The 19,819-nt window shown below is 72.5% G+C and carries 17 protein-coding genes; 8 read left to right on the plus strand and 9 right to left on the minus strand.

What is annotated here, in order from left to right; translation table 11 throughout:
• Positions 1 to 14: 14 nt before the first annotated feature.
• The 3 genes from ACIP4P_RS06895 to ACIP4P_RS06905 form a co-directional block, all read right to left on the minus strand.
• A complete protein-coding gene (locus tag ACIP4P_RS06895; RefSeq protein WP_400915517.1) occupies positions 15 to 887 on the minus strand; it encodes a phosphotransferase family protein in 873 nt (290 codons plus the stop codon).
• A 208-nt stretch (positions 888 to 1,095) separates the two neighbouring features.
• Positions 1,096 to 1,641: a DUF6882 domain-containing protein gene (locus tag ACIP4P_RS06900; RefSeq protein ID WP_400915519.1), complete on the minus strand. Its 546-nt coding sequence runs from the start codon at positions 1,639 to 1,641 to the stop codon at positions 1,096 to 1,098.
• A gap of 206 nt (positions 1,642 to 1,847) precedes the next feature.
• Complete coding sequence (locus tag ACIP4P_RS06905; protein ID WP_400915521.1) at positions 1,848 to 2,372, minus strand: Imm63 family immunity protein; 525 nt, start codon at positions 2,370 to 2,372, stop codon at positions 1,848 to 1,850.
• A 329-nt stretch (positions 2,373 to 2,701) separates the two neighbouring features.
• Between ACIP4P_RS06905 and ACIP4P_RS06910 the strand changes: the two genes are divergently transcribed.
• Both ACIP4P_RS06910 and ACIP4P_RS06915 read left to right on the plus strand, forming a co-directional pair.
• Positions 2,702 to 3,445 (plus strand): hypothetical protein, encoded by a 744-nt coding sequence (locus tag ACIP4P_RS06910; protein WP_400915523.1) that lies wholly within the window; start codon positions 2,702 to 2,704, stop codon positions 3,443 to 3,445.
• A 109-nt stretch (positions 3,446 to 3,554) separates the two neighbouring features.
• Positions 3,555 to 4,649 carry a DUF4037 domain-containing protein gene (locus ACIP4P_RS06915; RefSeq protein ID WP_400915525.1) on the plus strand — a complete coding sequence of 365 codons (1,095 nt, stop codon included), beginning with the start codon at positions 3,555 to 3,557 and terminating at the stop codon, positions 4,647 to 4,649.
• Between the two features lie 9 nt (positions 4,650 to 4,658).
• Here ACIP4P_RS06915 and ACIP4P_RS06920 read toward each other — a convergent pair whose 3' ends face one another.
• Positions 4,659 to 5,390, minus strand: coding sequence for a hypothetical protein (locus ACIP4P_RS06920; RefSeq protein WP_400915526.1), 732 nt, complete (start codon positions 5,388 to 5,390; stop codon positions 4,659 to 4,661).
• 72 nt (positions 5,391 to 5,462) lie between these two features.
• Positions 5,463 to 6,017 carry a helix-turn-helix domain-containing protein gene (locus ACIP4P_RS06925; protein ID WP_400915528.1) on the minus strand — a complete coding sequence of 185 codons (555 nt, stop codon included), beginning with the start codon at positions 6,015 to 6,017 and terminating at the stop codon, positions 5,463 to 5,465.
• Positions 6,018 to 6,091: 74 nt separating this feature from the next.
• On the opposite strand from ACIP4P_RS06925, the gene ACIP4P_RS06930 reads away from it, so the two are divergent.
• The gene (locus tag ACIP4P_RS06930) at positions 6,092 to 7,039 is read left to right on the plus strand and encodes an alpha/beta fold hydrolase (protein ID WP_400915530.1); all 948 of its coding nucleotides are present in this window, start codon (positions 6,092 to 6,094) and stop codon (positions 7,037 to 7,039) included.
• Positions 7,040 to 7,189: 150 nt separating this feature from the next.
• Here the strand turns inward: ACIP4P_RS06930 and ACIP4P_RS06935 are convergent, their stop codons facing one another.
• Entirely contained in the window at positions 7,190 to 7,894 is a 705-nt protein-coding gene (locus ACIP4P_RS06935; protein ID WP_400915532.1) for a hypothetical protein, read from the minus strand.
• A gap of 207 nt (positions 7,895 to 8,101) precedes the next feature.
• On the opposite strand from ACIP4P_RS06935, the gene ACIP4P_RS06940 reads away from it, so the two are divergent.
• Entirely contained in the window at positions 8,102 to 9,082 is a 981-nt protein-coding gene (locus ACIP4P_RS06940) for a CehA/McbA family metallohydrolase (RefSeq protein WP_400915533.1), read from the plus strand.
• A gap of 61 nt (positions 9,083 to 9,143) precedes the next feature.
• On the opposite strand, the gene ACIP4P_RS06945 is transcribed toward ACIP4P_RS06940, so the two are convergent.
• Positions 9,144 to 9,737 carry a DUF4291 domain-containing protein gene (locus tag ACIP4P_RS06945; RefSeq protein ID WP_400915535.1) on the minus strand — a complete coding sequence of 198 codons (594 nt, stop codon included), beginning with the start codon at positions 9,735 to 9,737 and terminating at the stop codon, positions 9,144 to 9,146.
• Positions 9,738 to 10,023: 286 nt separating this feature from the next.
• Here ACIP4P_RS06945 and ACIP4P_RS06950 point away from each other — a divergent pair, with 286 nt between their 5' ends.
• Positions 10,024 to 12,768 (plus strand): M4 family metallopeptidase, encoded by a 2,745-nt coding sequence (locus tag ACIP4P_RS06950; RefSeq protein ID WP_400915537.1) that lies wholly within the window; start codon positions 10,024 to 10,026, stop codon positions 12,766 to 12,768.
• Positions 12,769 to 12,927: 159 nt separating this feature from the next.
• Positions 12,928 to 13,956: a hypothetical protein gene (locus tag ACIP4P_RS06955; RefSeq protein WP_400915538.1), complete on the plus strand. Its 1,029-nt coding sequence runs from the start codon at positions 12,928 to 12,930 to the stop codon at positions 13,954 to 13,956.
• Positions 13,957 to 14,004: 48 nt separating this feature from the next.
• On the opposite strand, the gene ACIP4P_RS06960 is transcribed toward ACIP4P_RS06955, so the two are convergent.
• Complete coding sequence (locus tag ACIP4P_RS06960; protein ID WP_400915540.1) at positions 14,005 to 14,469, minus strand: MarR family winged helix-turn-helix transcriptional regulator; 465 nt, start codon at positions 14,467 to 14,469, stop codon at positions 14,005 to 14,007.
• Positions 14,456 to 15,211, minus strand: coding sequence for an alpha/beta fold hydrolase (locus ACIP4P_RS06965; protein WP_400915542.1), 756 nt, complete (start codon positions 15,209 to 15,211; stop codon positions 14,456 to 14,458). Before ACIP4P_RS06965 ends, ACIP4P_RS06960 begins: the two co-directional genes overlap by 14 nt.
• Before the next feature lie 100 nt (positions 15,212 to 15,311).
• Between ACIP4P_RS06965 and ACIP4P_RS06970 the strand changes: the two genes are divergently transcribed.
• Positions 15,312 to 16,076: a FadR/GntR family transcriptional regulator gene (locus ACIP4P_RS06970; protein ID WP_400915543.1), complete on the plus strand. Its 765-nt coding sequence runs from the start codon at positions 15,312 to 15,314 to the stop codon at positions 16,074 to 16,076.
• 112 nt (positions 16,077 to 16,188) lie between these two features.
• A complete protein-coding gene (gene car, locus ACIP4P_RS06975) occupies positions 16,189 to 19,815 on the plus strand; it encodes a carboxylic acid reductase (protein ID WP_400915544.1) in 3,627 nt (1,208 codons plus the stop codon).
• The last annotated feature ends 4 nt before the right edge of the window (positions 19,816 to 19,819 follow it).

Raw genomic sequence — 19,819 nt, forward strand, 5'->3', positions numbered from 1 at the left:
GGGCCGGCCCCGCGTCACCCGGCCCGCAGCGGCTCGCGCACGTCCTGCCAGTCACGGTCGATCGCCGCCACCCGCTCGTCCCGCCAGGAGGAAGGGGCAAGCGCACGGTGGTTGCGGAGTTGGCGGACGAGCAGTACGGCCCGGTTCACGGTGAACGCGGCACGGACGGACGGGGGTTCGGCCGCCACCAGCTCCTCGATCCGCGTACGGGCTTCCGGGGTGGCGGCCAGGACGATCCAGAGCACCGCCAGGTCGTGTCCCGGGAGGTAGTGTCCCGCGTGCTCCCAGTCGATCACGGTGGCCCCTCCGTCGGGCCCGATCACGAAATTGGTCGGCAGCGGGTCTCCGTGGCCCGGGACCAGGCCGGTGTCGGCCCGGTGGAACAGGTCGGTCAGGGCCTGGAACTCGTGCTGGGTGACCAGGCCTTGGCAGCGGTCACGGTCCAGGCGCCCGAGGTAGTCGAGGGTCCGGGTGAACGCCCCTGCGGGGGGACGCCATCGGCCGAGGTCGGTCATGGCCGTCAGCATCGCGGAGACGTGTGTCGGGTCCAGCGCGTGCGGCGGGAACCGGTCGCGGCCCTGGACCGGAGGACGGCCGCGGACGTGCTCGACCAGCAGCACGTGGTGCTGCCGGTCAGCGGCGATGAGGGCGGGTACGCGCACCGGCGGGGGCGTGTCGACGAAGCACCGGTAGGCCTCGATCTCCACATCGAACTTCTCCACCCAGAGCGCTTCCCGGGTGGTCAGCAGCTTCGCGACGACCGGCCCGTCCTCGCAGTCCCCGGCGATGAGCAGTGACTTGTCGGTACGGGAGAGGACCGCGGCGGGACGGAAGTCCGGGCGCAGCCGGATGGCCGGTGCGGCGGCGCCGGTGAGTTCGTCGGGCACGGGGCTCCTCGGTGTTCGGAGCGCGGACGGCCGGGTGTGGTCGGCCGGTTCCGCGCGGCAGCGGGGTGGTGTCCCCGCTCGGTGCGTACGGGAGAACGCCCGGCCGCACCGCCGGGTGCCCGGTGCCCGTGACTGTGCCCCAGGAATCCCGCCGAGAAGAGCGGACCAACTGCCTCATGGAACGAAAACGTAGGACGCCGACCCGACGCTAGCCGACGGTGAGGTCGAAGGTGGAGACGCTGCCGTCCGCCTTCGTCAGGGTGACCGGCCCGAACGTGATGACCACGTATGAGGAGTTGCCCCCTGGGCCTCTGTAGTACCCGGTCGCCCCGGTGACCCGGAACGCCAGGGCCGCGAGCGTCGAAGCAGTCCGTTCGTCGGCGTCGATCTTGGGCTGGGCCAGCTCGGGATGTCCGTTGGCCTCCGCCCAGTCGCAGAAGCTGCGGGAGTCGCGGCTCAGGTCGGGGAGGAGGCTCTGGTTGGCCCAGGCCCACATCCAGGAGCCGGCCCGCGGAGCGAAGCTGCCCAGGATCTGCGCGGGCGCGGTCGCGGTCTTGTCGGGGAAGGTCCAGGTGATGATGCCGGTCGTCTGGTCCAGATCCCAGCGGTCCGCCGAGCCCAGGCCCCAGGACGTATGAGCCCGACCGACCTGCTCGATCATGTCCTCACCCTGCAGCAGGAGTGCGCTCAGGTCGGCTCGCTCCCCGGCCTGACCTGCTCTGTCCGCCATGCTCCCCCGCTTGAACGTTCCCATGCCGCGGAGTCTGCCAGACGCCTCCGACCGGCCGACGACACCCCCGCACGTCTGTCGCTTCAGCAGCGACCGGGTGGGGAGTTCCGGGCTCTGTCGCCGCATCTTGCGACGCGAGGCCAGTCGATCGTTCGGATCGGCGTGCGATTCAGAGGGTTGCGTCGGGTCTTGCCGCAAGAAGGGGCTTCCGCAGGTCATGCCCGGGGTCCTCAGTCGACCAGCAGGTGCCACCAGCGGCGTCGGCGCGTCGGCAGTGGCACAGGCTCGGCGGGCGGCTCGGGGATATCGAGGACCAGTGGTGGCGGGGGCAGGGTGGGGACGAGATGGTGCTCGCCCTCGGGCCCGAGGGCCTCGACCAGCTCTGCCCGCCACCGCTTCGCCCACTCGGGGTCCAGTGCGTGCAGCAGGGTCGCCCGGCGCTTCCACTTGGCCGCCAGATGCTCCTCCCCGACCAGGTGCTGCTCGTTCGTCCACTCAAGGGCGACGTCTGCGGTTACATCGTCGAACGCCCAGTACAGCAACTCGTCGGGATCGCGGGTGGACCGCTCGAAGCAGAGCTTTCCCCGTTCCAGGGCGAGGTAACAGAACACCCCGTTCCCGCCGACCAGCATGAACGGGCTGGCGCCGTCATGGTTGACGAAGGTGGGCACGTTCCGGTCCGTCAGTCCGATGGTGGCGCTGAGCAGTGCGATCTCGTTCTCCAGGCGCCGCTGGATCCGTGCTGCCTTGGTCATGGTCATTGTCCTCACCGTGTCGCTGCCGCATCTGCTCCGGATGGGGCGGAACGAAGTCTCGGCCGTGTGCGGCTCGTTCCTGAGTCGCAGATCGAGATGTCGACCGCGCGTGCCGAGCATAACCGATTCTCGTCGATCTGACGATAAATGCCCGGAGGTGGCCACCCTCGGCCCCCGGGGTCCGATTCGACCCGCCCCAAGATCAGCGGCAGAGCCGGATCATGCGGTCGTCCCCCTCAGCAACGCCCGCCCCGGTGTTGTGTCGTGGCACCCCGTGGACGACGGCATACGCTCTGGGGCAGGAATGCGGACTCGTGGGGGGCCGACTGTTGGACATCAGCCTGCTGCAGCAGTCGCTCGACGATCTTCGGTGCCGCATCCTGCCCGGTCAGCCCCAGCTGTCGCTGCCGTCCGCCGCCGCCGCTGACGACGCCGACGGCGACGCCGACGCCGACGCGCAGCAACGCTACGAGCGCCTTGAGGCCACTCGTCTGCTTGTGGGCGAGGCGCTGGCGGCCGACCCCGCCCTGACCGTGCGCGTGGCCGACGACGTGCTGCCGCTGCTCACATTGGACGACAACCTCACCAGCCAGCTGGTCTTCCCGCTGGTCGCGGCGCTCGGGCGTCGACCGGTCCTGACGTTCCTCATCGCCCACTCCACGAGCGGCAGTTGGCAAGCCCGCACGAACTCCTGCGCGGCCGCCTACTGGGTCGACGTGTGGCGCTCCACCACCAGGCGTGCCGAGATCATCGCCGCCACCCGCCAAGGCACGCTCACCCGGGAACAGGCCCGCACACTCCTGCAACAGGACGCGCACCAACCGTACTGGCGTACCAGTGACCATGTCAGTGACCTGTGGCCGAGCCTGTGGGCGGCCGCGGCCGACGCATTCGTCCGCTGTCAGGACAACGAGCTGCGTCAGCGCCTCCAGAGCGCCTTCCCGCTGGACGCGGCCCACTACCCGCCCGGTCACGGCCGACTGCTGCACCAGGCCCGGACCGTCGCCGAAGCGATGCCGGATCTCTTCGGCCGACTCCTGGCCGACAGGTCGGGCTACGGCACGGTGATCTGACCTGCCGACCGCATCGGTGCGGTCGCGCCGGACAGGCTTCGACGAGCAGCTGTGGCCAGCACCGGCAAAATCGGTGGTTGCCGGATGCCGAGTGGGTCAGAGTGACCGGGTGACGACATCCGATGCGGATTTCCTCCCCGGGCTCGCACTGTCGCGCGTTCTCTACGAGGAGGCGGTGCGGCCGATCCTGGCGGAGACGTATCCGGGATTGCCGCATGCCGCCGCGCTGGTGGGTGCGGGCTCGGAGGTCCTGGGGTTCGACACTCCCAGGTCGACCGACCACGACTGGGGTCCGCGGCTGCTGCTCTTCCTCGGTCCGCGGGACGCGACCGCGCACGGTGCCCGCATCCACCGCCTGCTGGCCGAGCGGCTGCCCAAGCAGGTCCGTGGGCGCCCCACGCACTTCCGGCTGGTCAACGACCGGGTGGGCCACCTGGAGCCCACCGAGGGGCCGGTGAACCACCGGGTGCTCACGCTGGACGCCGGCGCGTGGCTGACCGGGCACCTCGGCGTCGATCCCACCTCGGCCGAGCCCACGGTCCGCGACTGGCTGGCCGTACCGCAGCAGCACCTCGCCGAGATCACCGGCGGCGAGGTGTTCCACGACGGTCTCGGCACGCTCACGACGGCCAGAGAACGACTGTCCTGGTATCCGGACCAGGTGTGGCGGTACCTGCTGGCCTGTCAGTGGCAGCGGATCTCCCAGGAGGAGGCGTTCGTGGGACGCTGCGCGGAAGTCGGGGACGCGCTGGGGTCGGCGGTCGTCGCCGGACGCCTCGTCCGCGACCTCATGCGACTGTGCCTGCTCCTGGAGCGCCGCTACGCGCCCTACGGAAAGTGGCTGGGGAGCGCGTTCGGGCAACTGCCGGTGGCCGGGACGTTGACGCCGTTCCTCCGAGGAGCTCTGGCGGCGACGGAGTACCGCCCGCGGGCCGAGCACCTGTGCGACGCCTACGAGGCCGTGGCCGCACTGCACAACGAGGCCGGCCTGACGGCACCGCTGGCCACGACCTGCCGGCCGTACCACGGCCGCCCGTACCGTGTGCTGTTCGCGGAGCGATTCGCGGACGCGTTGGCCGGGACGGTCACCGACCCGTACCTGCGCGCCCTGCCGCGGATCGGGAGCGTCGATCAGTGGGCGGACAACACGGACTTCCTGGGCTCGCAGGAGCGACGACGGGCTGTCGTCGAGGTAGTTCCCTGATGCGTCCCGTCAGCACTTTCGCACCACCACAACACCTGCCGGCTCGGCGGTGACCTGCCGCAGCACGTCCGTCGACGAGGCCAGGACGGCGTACCAGGTGTTCGCGGTCTCGTCCGCGGCCGGGGCCCAGGCGGCCACCACGGGGAGTTCGCAGTGGTCGCCGGTCTCCAGCGGGGGCAGCGTCCAGGTCATGCCGTGCTGGTGGTCGGCGTCCACGCCCCAGGTGCTGTGCGAGTGGTCGTGGACCTGGTCGATCAGCTCGGCCCACCGACGCGGGACCTCCGCGCCGGCGGCGTGGCAGATCGCCTCCTCGTCGTTGCCTCCGATAGTGAGCTTGGTGCTGTCGTCGTCGACCGTGATCGCGGCCAGCGACTGTCCACCGTCCCACCCCGCGTCGGCACCCTCCGGCAGCCGAACCGGCAGCACCGCCCCGAACTGCACCCGCCCGATCGGCGCGAGGACGTCGATCCGCCACACCGCCGCGCGGCAGTCGGTCAGCGGGCCCCAGTTCTCGGGATCGAGCCCGGGGTCGTACGGGGACAGCAGCAGCTCGACGCGGGCCACGGGGGTGCCCCAGCGGGCGACCGTACGACCGCCCGGCAGCTCGAAGAGCGCATCGGGCAGCAGCGGAAGGGCCGTGCTGCCGATGGCCGTGGTGAAGGTCAGCGGACCGAACGGCGTGTCGATGGCCGGCCGGACGGTGGACCGCAGGCGGACGCGCGGAACGGCGGGAAGCAGCATCGCCCCAGGGTAGTGGGCCCTCCCGTCGTCCCGGCCGGACCTCCGGCCGGCGGCGGGTGCGATGGCCCTGCCTCAGGGCCGAGTGTCGTCGTCGTGAGCCGTCGGGCCGGTGGGGAAGCGGATCGGGCTGAGCAGGTAGGGCCTGCGCCCCGGTGTCGGTTCGTTCGCCAGGTAGGGGCCCAGGACCGCGAGCAGGTCGCCCGTCATCCGCCCGAGTTCCTCCGGGCTCAGCCACAGGGTGCCCTGCCGGTAGGAGACCCCGTCGGCCACCGGGTCGGCGCCCTCGCGGTCGAGGTAGGCGTTGAACTCGGCGATCAGGACGGCCATGGCGGCGGCGAAGCCCCGGCGGTGGTCGTCGGGCGTCATCGCGGCGGCGTCGTCGGTGCCGACGCCGGGACGGTCCCGGCGCAGCCGGTAGTACCGCTCGACGGCGCCGCGCACCCGCTGCTCTTCGGCGACCTCCAGGAAGCCGGCCTCGGCGAGCACGCCGATGTGCCGGTACATGGTCACCTTCGGTACCTCGGGCATGCGCTCGCACAGCTGGGAGGTGGTCAGGACCCGGTCGCCGGCGAGCGCGTGCACGACGCGCAGGCGCACCGGGTGGAGAAGCACGTCGGTGGTGTCCATGGGCTTTACGATTCCACAATCGACACTATTATCGAAAGTGGAAATGGTCGGGATCGACGGCAATCGGAGGGGCCATGCGCCAGTCGACGGGGCGGGCGGTACCGGTGAACGGCCGGACCGTCCACGTGGAGGAGTCCGGCACCGGGCCGGACCACGTGGTCTTCGAAGCGGGCGGGGGGATGGGGCGCACCTGCTGGGACCCGGTGCTGCCGCTGCTGGCGGACCGGGCGCGCCTCGTGGCGTACGACCGCGCCGGGTTCGGCCGCAGCGGCCGGACGTCGGCCGGGCTGAGCCTCGACGACCTGGCCGCCGACCTCGTCGCGCTGGTCGAGACGGTCGTGCCCGGCCGTCTCGTGCTCGTCGCGCACAGCATGGGCGGCCTGGTCGCGCGCCGCGCCGCGGAAGCACTGGGCCCACGGCTGCGCGGGTTGCTGCTGCTCGACCCGACGGCGGAGACCGCGCCCGCCTACGACACCTTCGACCGGACCGTCACCCAGGTCGACCGCACCCTGGCCGTGCTGCAGGCGCTCGTCCGGTTCCCCTCAATGGCCCGTCTGACCAGCGGGAACATCCGCCGGGTGTTCCCCGCGGACACCTACGCGGCCATGCTGGCCGAGGAATTCGTGCCGGCGGGCGTCGCGCAGACGAGGAAGGAGATCAAGGCGGTGGCCGAGGCCATCCCCCGACTCCGCGCCGAACCGCCCGCCGCACCGACGTGTCCGACCGTCCTGCTCTCGGCCACCCGTCCGCAGCCGGGCCGGGCGCGGCACCACGCCGCCATGGCCGAGCACCAGCGCCGGTGGGTCGAGGCGCTGCCCGACGGCCGGTTCGAGCGAGCCGACTCGGGCCACTTCATCCAGGCCGAGCAGCCGACCGTCGTCGCCGAACACGTGCGCCTGCTGCTCGACCGGTCCGGCCCTGCCGCCGGGGCAACCGGGGCAACCGGGGCGACCGGGGCAACCGGGGCAACCGGGGCGACCGGGGCGACCGGGGCGACCGGGGCGACCGGGGCGATCCGGTGACGAACGGGCCCGACGACGCCGTCGGCGAAGGTCGGCGTCGGCGAGGCCGGCCATGTCGCCGCCGGCCACGGGGTCCTGATGCACCGACGGTGGATCAGGACCCCTCGCCGAGTCCGGCGTCGTGACCGCCGTACCGACGGTCCGCCGCCGTCACTGCATGCGCGCGCCGAGGGTGCGGGCGACCTGGCGCAGCACCTTGTCGCCCCAGTTCCGGTCCGCTGCCGGGTACTGCCCCACGCCGCTGGCCGTCGACATGCCGCTCAGCTCGAACTCGTACGGTCCCTGGTGGCAGGTCAGGTTGCCCCTGGCGAGGTCGTCGGAGTAGCAGCCTTGCGGGCCGAGCGAGGTGCCGAGGTCGTCGAACTCCTTGTGGTACTTGGTCGCGTCCTCGCGGGCGCGGGCCAGGTCCTTGGCGTAGCTCTTCGTGACGAGCGCGGGATCGGCGACGGCGGTGAAGGTGAGCGTGATGCTGCTGTTGCTCTTGCTCTCGTACTTGTCGGGCAGGCCGAAGCCGAACTTGCAGCCGGCGTCGGGCGCATCGCCCGTCGTGCCGGGGTCGGCCTCGGTCAGCGGGTTGAAGTTGATGATGGTGACCTTGACCGGCTGTCGCTTGATGCTGTCGGCCTGCGGCAGGATCGCCTTGATCTCGGCGTCGCTCAACACCTCGCAGCCGTGCGGCCATTGGGCCAGCTTCAGCGAGCGACCCGACGGCGGCTGGGCGGCGAGCCGGTCCCCGGACGGCTGCGCGGAGCCGAACTTCAGGGCGGGCACCTCCGTGCCGCATCCGGCGAGCAGGAGTGCCGCCGCCCCGGCCAGGGCCGTGGCAGCGGAGAGTGCGTGGGCGCGTGTCGTCATCGTTCCCCCCGGAAGTGTGCGCGTGCGTGTGCCTGACCGGCGGGTGCGCCGGCGATCAGGACAGGAATTGACCTTCCCATGGGATTGTTCCACGGGGTCGGCGCTCGCCATCGGCGTCACCCTCGTCGACGGCGGCCCGTGCCACCATGGAGGCTTCTCCGGGCGGGAGTTGGCCCGGAAGGACTTCGAGGGGGAGCCTTGTCGAGTGTGAGCTTCCCGCCGGCGCGGGCGGTCGGGCGCGGGGCGGCCTGGTACCGCGGGGACTGCCATGTCCACTCCGTCCATTCGGACGGGGAACTCACCCCCGAGGAGCTGGCCGTTCGGGCGCGGGCGGCCGGGCTCGACTTCATCGCGACGACGGAGCACAACTCGGTCGCGGCTCCGGGGGTCTGGGGGCAGGTGGCCGCCGATGACCTCCTGATCCTGCTCGGCGAGGAAGTGACCACGAGGACCGGGCACTGGCTGGCGCTCGGCCTCGGGCCCGGCCAGGTCGTCGACTGGAACCACCAGGTCAGGGACGGGCTGGTGGACGAGTGCCTGGATCAGGTCCACCGGGTGGGGGGCCTGTGCGTCGCCGCGCACCCGCATGCGCCCTACCCGTCGGGCGACTTCATGTTCCCCTTCCACGGCTTCGACGTGGTGGAGGTGTGGAACGGGCTGTGGAGGTCGGACCGGCCCTGGAACGCCGACAACGAGGCGGCGCTGGCCGAGTGGGGGCGGAGCCTCGCGGCGGACCTCCGTACCGGCTCGTGGCGGCCGGCGATGGGCAACAGCGACGCCCACCTGGAAGGGCAGCTGGGGACCCCGCACACCGTGGTCTTCGCCGAGGAGCTGAGCACCGCGGCGGTGCTGGCCGGGATCCGCGCCGGCCGCAGCTGGATCGCCGAGTCGGCGGAGGTGGACGTGTCGTTCACCGCCCGTGCCGACGGTCGCGTCGCCGGGGTCGGCGAGCGGCTGGCGACGCGGGGCGGGCCGGTGGAGGTCCGGGCGGCGGTACGCGGTGTGCCGGCGGGGACCGTGAGCTTCCGCACCGACCGGGGGAAGGTCCACCGGGCCCCTCTCCCCGGCGACGGGGCGGGAGCGGTGTGCTGGGACACGACGGCGGAGGAGTCGGCGTTCGTCCGCATCGAGGTCCGCCGTCCCGACGGGCAGGCAGCCGCTCTCACCAATCCGATCATCCTCGACTGATCACTCGCTTGATCACTCGCTCCACCGGGCCGGCCCGGTCGCCGGGGCGGGCGGGGCCGGCTCAGGCGTGCAGGTGGGCGAGCAGCGTGTCGCCCGCCGGGTAGGGGCGCTCGGCGGGCAGGAGCCGGCGGGCGGCGTCCAGGTCCCCGTCCCGTACGTGGGCGTGGATCGTGTGCGCGAGGGCGGTGACGTCGTCGATCGAGACGATCCAGTCGTCCGCGTAGCGCTCGGCGGCCTCGCCCGCGAGGCCGAGTTGCAGGGAGCGGTGGGGCAGCGGCCGCAGGTGCAGATCGCGTTCGGGGTCCCACTGCACGCGGGTCGGGGCCCGCTTCAGCCGGCGTTTCCAGGCGGCGCGGTCGGTGTGCAGCCCGCGTTCGTAGTGGGTCAGGCAGGCGTTGGCCAGGGCCCATTCGAAGCCCTCGCGGGTGATCTCGATCGCGAGGACGGTCTCCTGGCCCTCCTTGCCCGCCCATCCGCAGCGGTACATCATCCAGCGGAACGACGGCTTGATCCACGTCATGCGGTCCCGCTGCCAGGCCTGCGGGAAGCGGCCGTCCCGGGCGGCGGGCAGGCCGATGTGCGGGGCGTAGGCCTGGTAGACGGTCACCGTGGAGGCCGTGTGGAGGGCGCGGATCTGATGCTTGGGCTCGTGCACGGTGACCAGGGTCGGGGGTCGGTGTGCGTCGCGCCAGCGAATTACAGCGCATCACAGCGAGTCGCAGCGCATCACCAAGCGCCGGATGGGGCCGGCGCGGGCCTGCACGGCGTAGTTGTAGATTCAATTATCTCGTCACATGCCTTTCACCGTCCATGACTTGACGACAAATCAGCACCACGAGCGCACCACCCCCCTGAACCTGGTTCGTAGGCCAACCCGTTGGGTCCGGCGAAGGGGTGGCGCAACGGCGCCGCCCCGCCATCGACCCCTGTGGAGGGCCGCAGTGCATCACCGTTCCCGTCCGACGGCCGGATTGCTCGGCACCGGCGCCGCGCTGAGTCTGGCGCTGGCACTCACCGTGACCGTGTCGCCCGCCCTGGCCGCGCCACCGGGCCCGTCAGCCGAGCCCGATCCGGTACCCGCGCTGGTGGCCGGTGAGGGCACCGAGGCTCCGCAGTTGGTGACCGGGCTGTCCGAGGCCGCGCCCGGCGGCCCGGCGGAGGCGGCCCGGGCCTTTCTGGCGGCCCACGCGGACCGGTTCCGGGTCGACCCGGCGCGCCTGACCGAGGTCGCGGTCGAGCGGACCGGGCAGGACCGGCACACCGTCAGGTTCCAGCAGGACCACGGCGGCGTGCCGGTGCTCGGCGGCCAGTACCTGGTGCGGCTGGTCGGGGAGGGCGCCGACCAGCGGGTGGAGTCGGTCGGCGGCAGGTACTTCACCGGCCTGACCGCCCCGACCAAGCCGGTCGCCCCGGCCGCGGAGCTGCGCCGCCAGGCGCTCGACGCGGTGCAGGATCCGCGGGCCAGGGCCGGGGCCGCCGTCGAGGACCGCGGCCCGGTCGTCCTGCCGGGCGGCGCCGGCCGGCTCGCCCAGCACTTCAGCGTGCGCGCCGACGACGCGGCGGGCGGAGGCCCGCTGGTGCACGACGTGTACGTGGACGCGACCACCGGGGTGGTCGCGCTCGCCCAGGAGTCCTCGACCCCGTACCGGGTCGGCGGCCCGGACACCGCGGCCGCGAGCGGGCCCGCCGCCGTGCCCGCTGTCGGCAGCGCCCCCGACCTGCACGGCCGCACCGTCCCGGTGAACGTCTCCCGCCAGCCGGACGGCAGCTACCAGCTCGTCGACGCCACCCGTTCCGCCGGGATCCTCACCTACGACGGCGGCGGGCGGGACTTCACCGAGTTCGGTGGCGGCATCCCGGACGGCATCCTGCCCGTCTCCTCCCCAGGCCCGGACTTCCCGGCCTCGGCGGGCAGCAGCGGCGCCACCGACGCCCACGTCAACGCCGCGGCCGTGTACGACTTCTACCGCAACCGGCTCGGCCGCGACGGCCTGGACGGCAAGGGCAGTCCGATCCTGTCCGTGGTGAACGTCACCGACCACGGCCGGCCGTTCGTCAACGCCGCCTGGGGCGGGCGGACGATGGTCTACGGCGCCGGCGACGACCTGCACCTGCCGTTCTCCGCGGCGATGGACGTGGCCGGCCACGAGATGACCCACGGCGTCGTCGAGCACACCGCCAACCTGGTCAACATCGGCCAGTCCGGCGCGATGAACGAGGGCATCGCCGACTACTTCGGCAACGCCGTCGAGGTCACCGCGCACGGCATCGCGATGGACGACCCGACCGCCCCGCTGATGGGCGAGAGCCTGTGCCGCACCGGCACCCCGCAGGAGTGCGCGACCCGCAACCTGGACAACCGCCACACCACCGTGAACGACTACCTCGGTGCCGGCAAGGAGTTCGACAACGGTGGCGTCCACGCCAATTCCACCATCTTCAGCGGTGCGCTGTGGGACATCCGGCGCACCCTCGACCCGCTGACCGCGGACCGGCTGGTCTACCGCGCGCTGGCCGAGTACCTCACCCCGCTGGACGACTTCGTGGCCGGGCGCAACGCGGTGCTGGCCGCCGGGAAGTCCCTCAAGCTCAGCGCGGCCGACCTGCGCAAGGTGGCGGCCGCGTTCGACGCGCACGGCATCAAGGCCGGCTGGCAGAGCCGGGTCGGGACGGACAGCCGCACGCTGATGCCCGGCGGAACCGCCCCCCTCGGTCCGGTCACCGGCGGCGGCCACTGGGTGATGGGCAGCGTCCTCCCGAACGACAAGGGCATCGCCCTGTACACCGGCTCCACCACCGGCACCGGCACCCCGGTGCGGCTCAGCCCGGACGACGGACGCACCCACGGCTGGGCCGCCACCGACGGCAAGTCCGCCGTCTGGCTGGCCGTCGGGCCCGACTCCACCGGCACCTGGGGGATAGCGGTGGTGACCGCCCCGCTCACCGGCGGCCCGCTCCGCACCCTCTTCCAGGGCCTGCACGGGTCGCTCGCCAACCTGCGGATGTCCGGGGGCGACATCGCCTTCACGCTGACCGACAACGCCACCGACCAGACCCGGGTGTACCTGTCCCACGACGGCGCCACGCCGACCCAACTGCCGCTGCCCGAGGGACACAACGTCTCCTCCTCCCTCGCCTTCCGGGACGGCCGGCTCGGCTGGATCGAGACCTGGAGCGCCGACGGCGCCACCGTCCAGGCGCCCACGGTCTACTCGACCGCCACCGGCAAGGTCACCGCCCAGTACCCGGTGAGCACCCCCCAGGACGGCGCCAAGCCCTTCCTCGGCTCCCCGGTCCTGGCCGGCGACCGGCTGCTCTGGCTGGCGGCCCCGGCCGACCGCACCCTCCCCACCGCCCTGCGCTCCGGCTCACCGGACGGCTCCGGCGTGACCGACCTGCTGCCCGCCGACTCCCGGTACAGCCTGACCGAGCGGGAGTTCACCGCCAGCGACCAGGCCGTCAGCTACGTCCACCGCAGCCCCGAGCCCACCACCGGCTGGTCCAACGCCGCGCTGCCCAAGCTGTACCAGCTGCCGCTCACCGGCGGCACGCCGGTCCGGGTCTCCTGCAACCGGGGCGGCCAGTACCACCCCGTGGCCGACCAGGGCACCCGGGTGCTCTGGCTGGACGGCACCGTCGGGCGCAACGACCTCGTGGTCCGCGACAAGCCCGCCGGGTCGTGCTGACCGGGCTCTGCTGACCGGGTCGGGTGTGACCGGACGCCACCGAAGTCCGGCCCCGCTCGTACTCCCCGTCCGCCCCGGTGCCGGCACCCGCCCGCACCGGGGCGGACGTCCCCCGATGTTCTTATGTTCGGCTTAGAACATCCTTCTAGCGTCCCGCGCATGATGATGCATCGTGGAGCCGTCGGCTCCGTCGCCCTCGCGGCCCTCGCCCTGACCACCACCGTCGGGGTGGCCGCCGCGGATCCCCTCCCCCACCGGACCACCGCCTCGGCGGCCCACGGCAAGGTGACGGACAACCTGTACATGTCGCTCGGCGCGTTCGAGGACGCCACCTCCGGCGCGGACCCCAAGGTCAAGGCCATGATCGACCGGCCGGACATCGGCGGCGTCCAGGTGGTGGCCCCCTGGAAGGCCCTGGAGGGGAAGCAGGGGGAGTACCGGTGGTCGCGCCTGGACGACGCCCTGACGTACCTCCAGGAACGCCACAAGAAGCTGTACGTGCAGGTCCAGGACCGGTTCTTCGACGTGGCCCTCGCGGACGCGAACGTCCCCCAGTACGTGAAGGACGAGGGCGGGGTCGCGCCGACGGTCGACGAGAACCCCGACAACCCCACCACCCACGGGGCCATGGTCGCGCAGTGGAACACCGGGGTGCGGGCGGACTTCCAGGCCATGCTGAAGGCGATGGCCCAGCGGTTCGACGGCAGGCTCGCCGGGGTGAACCTGCCGGAGACCGCGGTCGAGGTGGACACCGCGAACGACCGGACCGCGTACACCTCCGCTTCCTACATCGACGCCGAGATCGACAACATGCGCTTCGGCAAGAGCGTCTTCACCAGGACGCAGTTCATCCAGTACATCAACTTCCTGCCGGACGACGACGACCACACCCGCATGAGGGAGATGTTCGACCTCGCCCGGAAGGACCGGATCGGCATCGGAGGACCGGACACCCTGCCGGACCGGCCGTACCAGATGGAGAACTCCTACAAGTTCCTCCACGAGTACAAGGGTTCACTCCCCCTCGTCGCGATGGCCGTCCAGGAACCGGACATCAACGCCAAGGATCCCAGGACCGGGAAGCCGTACACCCGCGGACGGTTCACGGACTTCGCCCGCGACTACCTCGGTGCGCGCCAGCTGTTCTGGACCGTCGAGGCGGACTGGCTGCAGACGCCCCGGGCCTGACGCCCGCAACGGCCGGAGCCGACGCCCGCAACGGCCGGGGCCGGGGCGTCAGTCGAGGTCGAGGCGCTTGGTGAGGGCCTTGCCCGAGGGCAGGGGGTCGATGAACCGGTGCAGGAACGTGAGCATCGCGTCGGTGTCCAGGCCCTCGCAGGCGGCGTCCATCCCGGCGTAGAGGAGTTCCTCGATGCCGGCCACCTCGGTGGCCAGGCGTTCGCCCGCGGGGGTGAGGCTGAGGTGGAGGTAGCGGCGGTCCTCGGCGTCGGTGCGGCGCTCGACCAGTCCGGCGGCGACGACGCGGTCGACCAGCCGGCTGGGGTTGGTGCCGCTCTCGCAGACCAGGAGCTGGCCGAGCCCGCTCAGGCTGAGGGTGCCGTGCTGCTGGAGCAGGCGCAGCACCTCGGCCTGGGACGGGGTGATGCCGTGGGGTTTGAGGGCCTGGATCAGCAGCCGGTTGCCCTCGCGCTGGGCCGCCAGGATCGCGAACCGCAGGTGTTCGGCCTTACGCACCGGCACCTGCCCGGGTTCCCGGCAGGGCGGCGAGGAAGTCGTCGACCGCGGCGGCGTAGCTGACCGGGTGGGAGAAGCGGAACATGTGGCCGGTGCGCGGCAGGACGACCTCGCGGGCGTCGGGGATGCCGGCGAGCATGGTCCGGGAGGCGTCCTCGCCGATCAGCACGTCGTGCGCGGGGGACAGGATGAGGGTCGGGACCTGGACCCGGCCGAGCGCGTCGACGTAGTCGGCGGTGAGGCTGGCCCGCACGCGCGCGCCGAAGGACGCGGCCGGGGTGTTGACGAGGAACAGTTCACGGCTGCGCGCCTCGTTCCAGGGCTCCTGTCCCTCGCCGTCGAACGGGGAGGCGAGCCGGTGGGCGTGGGCCCGCAGCGTGAGCTGCCGGTAGAGCGGGCCGCGGGCCTTGCCGATCACCCGCATCAGGGCCTTCCACGGCTTCGAGGTGACCGGGTTGGCGGCGAAGCCGCCGGACAGGACGAGGGCGCGCAGGCCCTTCGGGCGGCGGGTGGCGAGCGCGAGCGCGATGTTCGCGCCGAAGGAGTCGCCGACCAGCACCCAGTCGTCCAGGTCCGCGACCGCGTCCGCCACGTGGTCGGCGTACCGCTCCATGTCGTCGACGCCCTCGGGCAGGCGCAGCGTGCGCCGGGGCGCGTCGCCGTAGGGGGCGAGCTGCTCGACGCTCCAGGGGGCGCCGGAGAAGCAGGGGATGAAGACCAGGGTGGGATTCTTCGCTGAAGTACTCATATCGGACACGTTACACGACACATGTGTCGTGACACATGTTTTTCCCGGATCGAATTTCTGCATGATGTTCAAATGTCTGATGTTTGTATAGAGTGCCGTCATGACACGCATCAGCGCACCGCGGCGGACCGCCAGCCTCTCCGCCCAGCTCGTGGACAGCCTCCGCTCCCACATCGAGTCGGGCGGCTGGCCGGTGGGGACGCGGATCCCACCGGAGCAGGCCCTCGTCGAGGAACTCGGCGTCGGCCGCAGCACCCTGCGGGAGGCGATCGGCGCACTGGTGCACCTGGGGCTGCTGGAGCCCCGGGCCGGCGACGGCACCTACGTCCGCTCGTCGAGCGAGCTCCAGTCGGTCCTGGTGCGACGGGCGGGTTCCGCACGGCGGGACAACGTACTGGAGCTGCGGACCGTCCTGGAGGAGTACGCCTCCGGAGCCGCGGCCCTGCGCCGCGACGAGGACCAGTTGCGGCAGCTGCGGGAGCTGCTGGCCGACGCCGACGCGGCCTGCGCCGGTGACGACCCGGCCGCGGCCCTGAACGTCGACGCGCTGTTCCACCGGGCCGTGGTCCGGGCGAGCGGGAACGACCTGCTGGTCGAGGTGTACGACCACCTCGGCACGGCACTCACCTCCTCGCTCGGGGGCCTGGCCTGGGACGCCGCCCAGGTCGAGGAACACGCCCGGCTGCACCGGCGGCTCGTCGACGCGATCGAGGCCCGGGACGAGGGCGGCGCCCGTACCGCGGCGGCGGCGATCGTCCACCTCACCCGCGAGCACGCGACCGACGCGACCGACGCTACGGACGCCGCCGACGCTACGGACGCCGCCGACGCCACCGACGCGCCAGGAGCCACGGAAGACCGGTGAACGCGGGGCCGGCCACCCCGCCCGCCGGCCCTCCCTTGGAGACGAACACCCCTGCCCCCACGGCAACTCCCCTCGCCCGAAGGGGCCTTCACGGCCGTACAGGAGATCACTCGTGTCCCAAGCCCGACCCTCCGCACCCGAACGACCCTTTTCCTTCGAACGCCCCTCCGCCGTCGACCTCGACGCCCGGACCGACCGGCGGAGCGCCCGCCTGTACGAGACCGACGCGCAGTTCCGTGCCACCGCACCCCTGGACGCCGTCACCGAGGCGATCCGGCGGCCCGGACTGCCGCTCGCCGCCCTGGTGGCCACGGTGATGAAGGGGTACGCGGACCGGCCCGCCCTGGGCGAGCGTGCCACCGAGCTCGTCACCGACCCGCGGACGGGCCGGACCGCGCCGCGTCTGCTGGAGCGGTTCGACACACTCACCTACCGCGAACTCCACGAACGGGTGGGCGCGGTGGCCGCCGAGTGGCGGCACCACCCCGGCCACCCGGTGGGAGCGGGCGACCTCGTCGCCGTCCTCGGCTCCCCGAGCGCCGAGTACGCCGTGGTGGAGCTGGCCTGCATACGCTCCGGCGCGGTGTCCGTCCCCCTCCAGGCCGGAGCCCCGGCGTTACAGCTGGCCCCCGTCGTCGAACAGACCGGCCCGCGCCTGCTCGTGGTGGACGTCGACCACCTGGAGGTCGCGCTCGAACTGGCGGAGAACGCCCCCTCGCTGGGCCGGATCGTCGTCATCGGCCACCGCCCCGGGGTCACCGCCCACCAGGAGGCGCTGGACTCCGCGCGCGGCCGGCTCACGGCGCAGCGCCGGGTCGTCGTCCTGGACACCCTGGCATCGGTCATCGACCGGGGAAGGGCGCTGCCGGAACTCCCCGAAGTCCCCGACGGGTCGGCGGCCGACGCGCTCAGCACCCTGATCCACACCTCGGGCAGCTCCGGCACCCCCAAGGGCGCCATCTACACCGAGCGGCTGGTCAGCCAGTTCTGGCTCGACTTCGTCCCCGGCCAGGGCGTTCGGCCCTCCATCGCGCTGAACTACCTGCCGCTGAGCCACATGATGGGCAAGGGCGTCCTGTTCCACACACTCGCCCGGGGCGGCCTCGCCTGCTTCACCGCCTCCGGCGACCTGTCGACGCTCCTGGCGGACCTCGCGCTGGTCCGGCCCACCGAGTTCGTCATGGTCCCCCGCATCTGCGACCTGCTCCTCCAGCACTACCGGGCCGAGTTGTCCCGCCGGACCGCGCCGGACGACGGCGCCGCCACCGCCGCCGCCGAGCACGCGAAGGCGGAGTTGCGGGAGCAGGTCGTGGGCGGCCGCCTCCTGTGGGCCGTCAGCGGCTCCGCTCCGCCGAGCGCCGAGCTGACGGCGTTCGTCGAGGACTGCCTCCAGGTCAGGCTACGCGACGGCTACGGTTCGACGGAGGCCGGGACGGTCGCCCTCGACGGCCGGCTGCTGCGCCCGCCGGTGACCGACCACAAGCTGGTCGACGTACCCGAGTTGGGATACTTCGGGACCGACTCGCCGTACCCCCGGGGCGAACTGCTGATCCGGTCCGACCGGCTCGTCCCCGGCTACTTCCGGCGCCCGGACGCCACCGCCGAGGCCTTCGACGAGGACGGCTTCTACCGCACCGGCGACATCATGGCCCTGGTCGGCCCGGACACGCTGCGGTACGTCGACCGCCGCTCCAACGTCCTCAAGCTGTCGCAGGGCGAGTTCGTCACGCTCTCCCGCCTGGAGGCGCTCTACGGCGGCAGTCCGGTCGTCCGGCAGATCTTCCTGTACGGCAACAGCGCCCGCTCCCACCTGCTCGCGGTCGTCGTGCCGACCCGGGACGCCCTCGACCGCGCCGACGGGGACCCGGAACGCATCAGGCCGCTCCTGCGGGAGTCCCTGCGACAGCTCGCCGGGGGCGCGGGCCTCAACTCCTACGAGATCCCACGGGACTTCCTCATCGAGAGCGAGCCGTTCAGCCAGGAGAACGGACTGCTCTCCGGCGTGCGCAAGCCGTTGCGGCCCGCCCTGACGAAACGTTACGGCGAGCAGCTCGAAGCGCTGTACACCGAACTGTCCGACCGCGAGGCCGACGAACTGCGGGCGCTGCGCCGACTCGGCCCCGACCGGCCCGTCCCGGAGACCGTGCTCCGCGCCGCACAGGCGCTGCTCGGGCCGCGCACCGGTGACGTGGAGCCGCGGGCACGCTTCCTCGACCTCGGCGGCGACAGCCTCACGGCGCTGTCGTTCTCCCGGCTGCTGAAGGAGATCTACCGCGTCGACGTTCCCGTCGACGTGGTCATCAACCCGGTCAACTCACTGCAGCGGGTGGCCGACCACGTCGAACGGGCACTCGCGTCGGGCCACGGCCGCCCCACCGCCGACAGCCTCCACGGCCCGGACGCGACCCGACTCGACGCGGCCGACCTGCGGCTGGACGCGTTCCTCGACGCCCGGACCCTCGCCGCCGCGAAGGTCACGGCCGGGAAGGTCGCGGCCGGGACCGTCGCGGCCGGGAAGGTCACGGCCGAGCAGCAGGCCGGTCCGCTGCCCGAGGCCCGGACCGTGCTGCTGACCGGCGCCAACGGCTACCTGGGCCGTTTCCTGTGCCTCGAATGGCTGGACCGCGTGGCGGAGCGCGGTGGCACGCTGGTGTGCGTGGTCCGCGGCTCCTCCCCCGAGACGGCCCGGGCCCGGCTCGACGCCGCCTTCGACAGCGGCGACCCGGAACTCCTGGCGCGCTACCGCACGTCCGCCGCCCGGCACCTGCGGGTGATCCCCGGCGACATCGGGGAACCGAACCTCGGACTCGACGACGCGACCTGGCGACAACTGGCCGACACCGTCGACCTGATCGTCCACCCGGCGGCCCTGGTCAACCACGTCCTGCCCTACGACCAGCTGTTCGGTCCCAACGTCCGGGGAACCGCCGAACTGATCCGGCTCGCGGTCACCTCCCGGATCAAGCAGTTCACCTACCTGTCGACGGTCGCCGTCGTCTTCGGCAACGAGGCCGCGGCCGACGAGTCGGCGGACATCCGCACCGCCTGCCGGACCCGCGACCTCGAAGGCGACTACGCCGACGGGTACGCGGCCAGCAAGTGGGCCGGCGAGGTGCTGCTGCGCGAGGCGCACGACACGTTCGGGCTGCCGGTCGCCGTCTTCCGCTCGAACCTGATCCTCGCGCACCCGCGCTACCGCGGCCAGTTCAACCCCACGGACGTCTTCACCCGCCTCCTGCTGAGCCTGCTGGCGACGGGCATCGCCCCCGGCAGCTTCTACACCCGGGGCACCGGGGACGGCGGCGCGCACTACGACGGGCTCCCGGTGGACTTCACCGCGCGGGCCGTCACCGCGCTCGGTGACACCGCACGCGAGGGCCACCGGACTTTCAACGTGGTCAACCCGCACGAGGACGGCATCTCCCTCGACACCTTCGTCGACTGGCTGGCGGCGGCCGGACACCCGCTGAACCGGGTCCAGGACCACACCCAGTGGCTCGCCCGTTTCGAGACCGCCCTGCGCGGCCTGCCAGACCACCGGAAGCAGCACTCGCTGCTCCCCCTGCTGCACGCCTTCGCCCGACCGGAGACGCCACTGCCCGGGTCCGCCCTGCCCGCGGACCGGTTCCGCGCCGCGGTGCGGGCCGCCGCCCTGGACGGGGCGGACGACATCCCCCGGCTGTCACCGGCCCTCATCGCGAAGTACGTGACCGACCTCCGGGCGCAGCACCTGATCTGACCCG

This window comes from Kitasatospora sp. NPDC089509, from assembly GCF_044749365.1.
Classification (GTDB): Bacteria; Actinomycetota; Actinomycetes; order Streptomycetales; family Streptomycetaceae; genus Kitasatospora.

Bases quoted from the DNA above. Each gene is read 5' to 3' on its own strand.
- ACIP4P_RS06900 (WP_400915519.1), bottom strand. From the start codon at position 1,641: ATGGGAACGTTCAAGCGGGGGAGCATGGCGGACAGAGCAGGTCAGGCC.
- ACIP4P_RS06905 (WP_400915521.1), bottom strand. From the start codon at position 2,372: ATGACCAAGGCAGCACGGATCCAGCGGCGCCTGGAGAACGAGATCGCA.
- ACIP4P_RS06920 (WP_400915526.1), bottom strand. From the start codon at position 5,390: ATGCTGCTTCCCGCCGTTCCGCGCGTCCGCCTGCGGTCCACCGTCCGG.
- ACIP4P_RS06925 (WP_400915528.1), bottom strand. From the start codon at position 6,017: ATGGACACCACCGACGTGCTTCTCCACCCGGTGCGCCTGCGCGTCGTG.
- ACIP4P_RS06930 (WP_400915530.1), top strand. From the start codon at position 6,092: ATGCGCCAGTCGACGGGGCGGGCGGTACCGGTGAACGGCCGGACCGTC.
- ACIP4P_RS06935 (WP_400915532.1), bottom strand. From the start codon at position 7,894: ATGACGACACGCGCCCACGCACTCTCCGCTGCCACGGCCCTGGCCGGG.
- ACIP4P_RS06955 (WP_400915538.1), top strand. From the start codon at position 12,928: ATGATGATGCATCGTGGAGCCGTCGGCTCCGTCGCCCTCGCGGCCCTC.
- ACIP4P_RS06965 (WP_400915542.1), bottom strand. From the start codon at position 15,211: ATGAGTACTTCAGCGAAGAATCCCACCCTGGTCTTCATCCCCTGCTTC.
- ACIP4P_RS06970 (WP_400915543.1), top strand. From the start codon at position 15,312: ATGACACGCATCAGCGCACCGCGGCGGACCGCCAGCCTCTCCGCCCAG.